Source organism: Arthrobacter sp. Y3225209, from assembly GCF_059090685.1.
In genome coordinates this window covers 91,372-98,545 of sequence record NZ_JBNHFW010000011.1, presented here as the reverse complement: position 1 = coordinate 98,545, position 7,174 = coordinate 91,372, and the positions used below count along the sequence as shown (strand labels likewise).

Here is a 7,174-nt window from a genome sequence, read left to right as displayed (position 1 = left end):
CGGCCGGGCGGGCCCCCACGGACGCCGCCCCGTCCAGGAGGGCCCGGGCCAGACGGGGGTCGGCAGGAACAGCGGCGAGCGCCTTACCGGTCGCGGTAGCCATACCTTGGGCATCAACAGCCCCAAGTCCCCGCAGCACGGAGACGGCCTCCTGCAGGGCAGCGGGCGGAGGTGCATCCGGGAGCGCCAGGCCGGTGCCTCCCGGCGCACCCCAGCAGGCGAGCATCAGGGCCGCGCCGGTCAGGTCCGCGACGGCGATTTCCGGAGTCGGGTGGGCCGGTGCTGCACCGTAGGCCCTGTCGTCGTAGCAGCGCACCACCCGGCCCGGCCCCTGGCGGGCGGCCCGCCCGGCCCGCTGCTCGGCTGATGCCCGGGAACAGGAGACCGTGACGAGCCCGGACATGCCGCGGGCAGCATCCCGCCGGGGCTCACGCGCCAGGCCCGAATCTACTACCAGGCGCACGCCCGGGACGGTCAGCGAGGATTCCGTCAGCGCCGTGGACACGATAATCCGTACCGGTTCTCCCGCCCCCCGGCCGGAAACCGCCCGGTCCTGTTCCCGCGCCGGGACCTGGCCGTGCAACTCGAGCACTTCCGTTCCCTTCGGAGTCCGGGAACGCAGGCGGCTGGCCACGTGGGCCACTTCCCGGGCACCGGGGACAAACACCAGCGTGTCGACGGCGGGGTCACCGGCCTGCGCGTCGGAGTGCGCCAGGGCAGCGGTATCTGCCACATGATCCAGGAACCCGCGCGTTACACCGTGTTCATCCAACCGTGGCACGGACGGCGGGCGCCATTGGACGGTAAGCGGGTACAGGGCCGAGGGGCAGTCGACCAGCGGCGCCGGCCCGCCGCCGTCGCCGTCGCCGAGCAGGGCGGCAAACCGTTCCGCATCCAGGGTCGCGGACATGGCAATAAGTGTCAGGTCACCGCGCAGCTGCCGGACTTCGGCGAGCATGCCCAGCAGCAGGTCCGTTTCCAGTCCGCGTTCGTGGACCTCGTCCAGGATGACGGCCGCAGCCGTTTCCAGCCCTGCATCAGCCAGGAGCCTGCGCAGCAGGATTCCCGGCGTCACGAACTCGATGATGGTCTCCGCGGAGGTGCGGGCCTCTCCCCGGACCGTGTAGCCAATGCGCTGTCCGAGTGCTGACCCGTCAAGCTGGGCCAGCCGGCGGGCCGCTGACCGGGCGGCAACCCTGCGTGGCTGGGTGACCAGAACCCGGCCCCGGGTGCCGGCTGCCTTCGCAGCGGCGTTGACTACCGCCGGCGGCACCAGCGTTGTTTTGCCCGTGCCCGGCGGTGCCTGGACCACTGCGCTCCCGGCTCCGGCGGCAAGCAGGGCCGCCAGCTCCGGGAGTGACTCTGCGAAGGCCAGGCCGGCACCTATGCGGGACAGGTCAAAAGGCCGTTGCAGGTCCGGCGGAAACGGGGAGGATGGAGCATTCACTTTTCCATTCTGCCCTCCGGCCGGGTTCTTCCCGGCCCAAAGGAGCGCCGCTGCAGGTTTTTTCACGGACCTCGGACCCGCATCCGGCCGCAGGCACCGGATTTTGCCGGGGTTTCCGGCGTAAAATAGATCCAGTGGCCGGGCTCGCAGGTGCAGCTGCTTCCATCCATAGGTGGCCGGGTGCATCCGTGCTTTTGGCACGCCGGGCAGTTCTGTCCGCAGCTGAAACGATGGTTACCGCCGGCGACCTGCCGGAAGGGCATCGAGCGTGGCCCCGGACTTCCGCCAGGAGGTAATTACTTGCCATTTTCAGAGGGACAGGTTTTGGTCCACCCCCACCACGGCCCCGCCGTCGTGATGTCCTATCAGACCCACCCCCGGATGCAGAAGGACTGCATTGTCCTGGAGGTCCGGTCCTCCCGACTGCTGGTCTGGGTTCCTGTTGACCAGGTTGAACATGTGGGCCTCCGGCCGGTACTTGATTCCGCCGGGCTGTCTGCCCTGTTCGCCGTCCTGAAGGCTCCCGCGGATACTGAGGATCCGCAGTGGTCCCGCCGCTACAAGGACAACAGCGAAAAGATCGCAACCGGCGATCCGATGGTGATTGCCGCCGTCGTCCGCAACCTGATGCTGCGCGATGCGGACCGCGGGCTCTCGCAGGCGGAACGGGAAATGCTCCGGCATGCCCGCCGGCCGCTGCTGACCGAAATTTCCCTTTCCCTGGGTATTTCGGAGGACGACGCCGGCGGCCGGCTGGACGCCGTCTGGTCAAGTTCAGGCGCGGCCGCCTAGGGCGGGTTTGCGGGCCCCGGACGCCCGTAATGTCCGGGTATCGGCTCCGAATCGTGGTTGACTGTGATCCCCGCTGTTTATCACTTGGAGTACGAACACCATGGCCGCTGGCGAACTTGATCCCTCGTCCGGGGTCCCCCTGTATCGGCAGATCAAGGACATCCTCCGCACGGAGATTTCCGACGGGACGGCGGATCCGGGCACGCCCATGACCGAGGACCGGCTGCTGGAGCGCTTCGGCGTGAGCCGGGCGCCGATCCGGCAGGCCCTGAAGGAGCTCTCCTCGGAAGGGTATGTCTACCGGAAGCAGGGCAGGGGCACCTTTCCGGTCACCGGCCCGCGCATTCTCCGCCCGGCCCACGTGCGTACCGGCGATCTTTACCATTACCTGACCGAAAGCGGCCTGCATCCGGCATCGATCGTTTCCGACATCGCACGGGTGGAACCTCCGGAGAAGATGTCAGAAGTCCTCGGCATTGACCCCGCGGAACGGGTGCTTCACTTTACCCGGGTGATTTCCGTGGAGGGTGAACCCCTGCTCGAAGCGCGCATTTACATCCGTGCACCGGAGGGCTTTGCTCCGACCGTCCTCGAACTGGAGGAGTCCGGCTCGGGCTTCGAGCTGCTGGAACGGGAGCTGGGCATTGCCCTTGGCCGGGCCGAGCATGAATCCTGGGCTACCGCCGCAACGGCGGAGCAGTCTGCCGCACTGGGGGTGCGCGAAGGCAGTCCGCTGCTGGTTATCGAAACGGTTTTCTATACCACCGACGGGCGGCTGGCCGGCTGGCGTTCCGCGGTACACCGCGCCGACCAGTTCAGGTACAGATTCGTAACCGGGCGCTAGGACTTCGTTTTGGACATACACCCACGCAGCCGTATCGTTAAACCTTCAACCATCTACTTTGAAGGAGGACTGCTGGGCATGAGCGACGGCACTCTCGAATCAACCTCGGCGCTCGATTCAGCAGCCCTGGACCTGCTGTTCCGCGACGCACGGACCGTTGCCGAGTTCACGGACCAGCCGGTCACGGATGAACAGCTCCGGGACATCTATGAGCTGACCAAAATGGGCCCCACGGCAATGAACATCCAGCCGCTGCGGATCACCTGGGTACGCTCGCCTGAGGCCCGCGGGCGTCTGGCGGCCCACATGGCTGAGGGCAACAAAGCAAAGACCGAAGCGGCTCCGCTGACGGCCGTCCTCAGCTTTGACCGCAGCTGGCACCGGCATTTCGCCACGGTTTTCCCGCCGGCTCCCGCCCAGGGCGCCGTCTTTGCCGCCAACGCCGAGCTCAGCGCCATGATGGGCAACAACAACGCCCACCTGCAGGCCGGGTACTTCCTGCTTGCGGTGCGTGCCGTTGGCCTGTCCGCCGGTCCCATGGGCGGCTTTGACGCCGCAGGGCTGGACGCCGATCTGCATGCCGGCCTGGACCGCCAGTCCTTCCTGGTGGTGAACATCGGCGTTCCCGCCGCAACGGAACCGCGTCACCCCCGCCTGCCCCGCCTCGACTACGCCACGGCGGTCACGGAGCTCTAGGAAGCACGGGTCCTTGGGGAAACACTGAGCACTAAGAACAAAGCAGAAGGCCCGCCGGACTCCGGCGGGCCTTCTGCTCACATTCACCTGTCAGGCATCGTCGCACAGCAGGTGGTACCAGCTGTCCGCGAGCACCTCCAGCGCGTGCTCCCGGTTCGGCTCCAGTTTCCGCCGGGTCCACAGGGTGGCCACGTAATCCAACTGCGTGTAGGCCAGGGTGCCCCGGATGTGGTGGGTTTCGGCAGGGAAGCGTCCGGCCAGCTGCAGGCCGCGGACAATGTCGGAAATGACTTCCTCATGCCACCCGTCCATAAGTGCACGCACCTCGGGATCAAGGGCGGCAGCCTCCTCAAGCACGTCCAGATAGGGTCGGAACACCGGCCAGAGCGCAGCACGCGATTCCAGCCAGTCCAGGACGCCCGCCATCCGGCCCGCCCGGACCACCTCCACGAGTTCCCGGGCCGTGGACGGCTGCCCGGCACCGGCTGCCCGTTCCAGGACAGAGTTCACCCGGCCCATGAAATCCTTCATCAGCTCGGTCCGTGACGGATAGTAAGCGTAGAAAGTGACCCGGGTAGTACCGGCCGCCACAGCAATTTCATCGATGGTGGTGGCGGCGTATCCCTTGGCGGTGAAAAGCTCCAGGGCGCACTCGACAATCCTGTCCCGCGTCAGTTGTTTTTGGGCCTCACGCAGCGACGACATGCTGTTTACAGTAGCAGTCAGTCAGGTGCGGACAGGCACCGGCGGGCTGAGCACGCCGGGTCCCTGGCTGGCCAGACGGCGCAGCTTGGGAACCGGAATGCGGTAGTTCACCGACACTGCGGTCCCTGCCCCGTCCGGGCTGCCCCACCACATCAGCCGCGAGTCCTCGTTTGGCCCGTCCGACGAGGAGCCGGGCGCACCCTGAACGGGCGTAAATCCGACTGCCTTGAGCGACAGGCCGAATGCTTCGGTCCAAAAGTACGGCTGGAAAGCCAGTTCGGGTGCCTCCTGCCCGTGCAGCAGTCCGGCGGCGGCAACCTTGGCCTGGTCAATGGCGCTGGTCCACAGCGGCACCCGGGCCACTCCCCTGCCGGTGGGGAAACAGGCTACGTCCCCGGCAGCGACAATGTCCGGCCGCACCCGGCCGCGGGAGTCCGCCTGCAGTGTCCCGCCGGTCAGCAGCCCGGACCCGGCCAGCCACTCCGTGTTGGGGATATCGCCGGCAGCCGTCACCACCAGATCTGCTTCCAGGCGGCTTCCGTCCGCCAGCAGAACCGTGGTACCGGCGTCGGAGCGCTCGAGCTGCGCCCTGCCGCCGCCGCTGATGATCCTCAGCCCCTGCCGGGTGGCCGCCGTGGCGAAAATGTCCGCCAGGTAACCGCCCAGCTGCCGGGACAGCGGCGGGCCGTCGGAAACCAGGGTCACCCGGCAGCCGGATTTCAGACATCCTGAAGCGACTTCCATTCCCAGCGGGCCGCCACCCACGACAACCACCGAAGGCCCGGCAGCGGCCAGCCGCTTCAGGCGGAGAGCGTCCTCAAAGGTCCGCAGTGTGACTTCGTGCCCCGCGCCGCCGTCGTCCGCTGCCGGGCCAAGCCGGCGCGCCCGGGAACCGGAGGCGATCACCAGTCCGTCGTACGGCAGCTCCCCTCCCGAGTCCAGCCGGACCACTCGCGCCCGGGGATCGAGCCCGGCAGCGGATTCCCCGAGCATCTCGGTGGCACCGTGCGTCGGCGCGGGCAGTTCATGCGCGGAGAGGTCTTCCCCGCCGTGCAGCAGTGCCTTCGAGAGCGCCGGGCGGCTGTAGGGCCGGTGGGTTTCGGCCCCTACTACGGTCAGTTCCCCGTCAAACCCGCCGGCACGCAGGGCATCGCAGGCCGTCAGGCCCGCAATCCCGTTACCCACCACCACTATGCGCTGGTGTGTCATGCGCTCAGCCGCAGAGCTGCCACGGGGCAGATCCGCACGGCGGCGTTCGCCGCCGAAGCGTCCGCCGGATCCACTTCCGCAACATCGATCACCAGCTCGCCGTCGTCATCGAGGTGCATCAGTTCCGGGGCCGCCTCCTCGCACAACCCGTGGCCCTCGCACCGCGGCCGGTCCAGTTCTATCCTCATGCTGCCTCCACCTTCGTTACCTGCAGTTCATCAATGCTCCGCGTGATGTTGCCAGGGACGCGGATTTCCTCCCCTGCTGTCCAGGACTTCATGTGCCGTGCCAGAGCACCGACAATGGCGTGGCCTTCCAGCTTCGCCAGCCCCTGTCCGGCGCAGCCGTGGGGGCCGTAGCCGAAGGAGAGGTGGTCCACGGGATTGCGGGTGACATCGAACAGGTCCGGGTCCGCGTACTGCCGGGGGTCGCGGTTTCCCGCGCCGAAGAGGATGCCCACCTGCGACCCGGCCGGAACGGTCGCGGAGCCTATCTCCACGTCCGCGGTGACGCGGCGCCCCCACACATGGATGGGTGCCCAGTACCGCAGCACCTCGGCGAAGGCGGACGGCACCAGCGAGGGGTCCTCCCGGATGAGGTCCAGCTGCCCGGGATGCCGGCCAAAGAGCGCCACCGCATTGCCAATCGAGGCGATGGTGGTGTCCACGCCGGCCCCGAGGTACTGGTGGATGATGTTTCCGGCGTAGCCCGCCGGAATCTCGCCCCGGGCTTCGGCGTCGAAGATCCCGCGCCCAATCGAGCCGGGAAGCAGATCCCCGGCAGTGACGGATGAGCACCACTCGTACAGTTCCCCGGCAATCGGGAAGCTTTCCCGGGTGCGCTGGTTCAGCGGTCCGATCACCTGCATGGCCGCCTGTCCCCAGCGCAGCATGTTCTCCTTCACCGCACCGTCGAAGCCGATCAGGTCCGCCACAATTTCCAGGGGAAAGGCACGGGCCAGCGAATCAATGGCGTCGAAACCGCCGCCGGCTGCCAACCCGGCAACCAGTCTGTCTGCTTTCTCCTCAATGACCACCTTGAGCCCGCGCAGCGCCCGCGGCGTCAGGTTCGCGGAGAGCGTGGCCCTCAGCTGGGTATGCAGCGGTGCGTCCGACGCCAGGGAGGTGCCTGCCAGTGCCTCGTTGACCATCGGGTTGAACCCGATGGAGGTGGAGGAGAAGGTTTCGGGATCACCCAGCGCATCCCGGATGGTTTCGTACCGGGTCAGCACATACACATCGTTCCGCGGAAGGTACACCGCCGGGGCGAGCTCACGCAGTTCGGCGTACACGGGATACGGATCGGCCAGGACGGCGTCGTCCCAGAGGTCAACGTCGGAAACGGCGGGTGCGTTCATGGGCACCTTTGTGCTGCTCATGGTGAAACTCCTTTGTTTCGAGGGACAGGGGCAAGGGCTGCGAAGACAACTGCAAACAGTCTGGACGGAAGTTTTACAGTGTGTCAAGCATCACATATAAACC

8 protein-coding genes are annotated in these 7,174 nt (G+C 67.2%); 3 read left to right on the top strand and 5 right to left on the bottom strand.

All coding sequences use genetic code 11. The annotated features are described in order from the left end of the window. Nucleotides 1-1,447: DEAD/DEAH box helicase (locus AC5RVB_RS08345; RefSeq protein WP_494142460.1), on the bottom strand; the 1,447-nt coding region annotated here is incomplete at its 3' end. 300 nt (nucleotides 1,448-1,747) lie between these two features. Here AC5RVB_RS08345 and AC5RVB_RS08340 point away from each other — a divergent pair. The 3 genes from AC5RVB_RS08340 (at nucleotide 1,748) to AC5RVB_RS08330 (ending at nucleotide 3,779) form a co-directional block, all read left to right on the top strand. After that, entirely contained in the window at nucleotides 1,748-2,239 is a 492-nt protein-coding gene (locus AC5RVB_RS08340; RefSeq protein ID WP_227902043.1) for a CarD family transcriptional regulator, read from the top strand. Nucleotides 2,240-2,339: 100 nt separating this feature from the next. Further along, entirely contained in the window at nucleotides 2,340-3,083 is a 744-nt protein-coding gene (locus AC5RVB_RS08335; protein ID WP_494142459.1) for a GntR family transcriptional regulator, read from the top strand. Between the two features lie 78 nt (nucleotides 3,084-3,161). After that, nucleotides 3,162-3,779 carry a malonic semialdehyde reductase gene (locus tag AC5RVB_RS08330; protein ID WP_227902045.1) on the top strand — a complete coding sequence of 206 codons (618 nt, stop codon included), beginning with the start codon at nucleotides 3,162-3,164 and terminating at the stop codon, nucleotides 3,777-3,779. A 90-nt stretch (nucleotides 3,780-3,869) separates the two neighbouring features. Here the strand turns inward: AC5RVB_RS08330 and AC5RVB_RS08325 are convergent, their stop codons facing one another. Genes AC5RVB_RS08325 through AC5RVB_RS08310 form a run of 4 tightly spaced genes read right to left on the bottom strand, consistent with a single transcriptional unit; the run spans nucleotide 3,870 to nucleotide 7,071 of the window. Then, nucleotides 3,870-4,484 (bottom strand): TetR/AcrR family transcriptional regulator, encoded by a 615-nt coding sequence (locus tag AC5RVB_RS08325; RefSeq protein ID WP_227902046.1) that lies wholly within the window; start codon nucleotides 4,482-4,484, stop codon nucleotides 3,870-3,872. A 21-nt stretch (nucleotides 4,485-4,505) separates the two neighbouring features. Next, on the bottom strand, nucleotides 4,506-5,693 hold the full coding sequence (locus AC5RVB_RS08320; RefSeq protein ID WP_494142458.1) for an NAD(P)/FAD-dependent oxidoreductase: 1,188 nt from the start codon (nucleotides 5,691-5,693) through the stop codon (nucleotides 4,506-4,508). Beyond that, on the bottom strand, nucleotides 5,690-5,881 hold the full coding sequence (locus AC5RVB_RS08315) for a ferredoxin (protein ID WP_227902048.1): 192 nt from the start codon (nucleotides 5,879-5,881) through the stop codon (nucleotides 5,690-5,692). The genes AC5RVB_RS08320 and AC5RVB_RS08315 overlap by 4 nt, the downstream gene beginning before the upstream one ends. Further along, nucleotides 5,878-7,071 (bottom strand): cytochrome P450, encoded by a 1,194-nt coding sequence (locus AC5RVB_RS08310; RefSeq protein WP_494142457.1) that lies wholly within the window; start codon nucleotides 7,069-7,071, stop codon nucleotides 5,878-5,880. Before AC5RVB_RS08310 ends, AC5RVB_RS08315 begins: the two co-directional genes overlap by 4 nt. Nucleotides 7,072-7,174 lie beyond the last annotated feature (103 nt).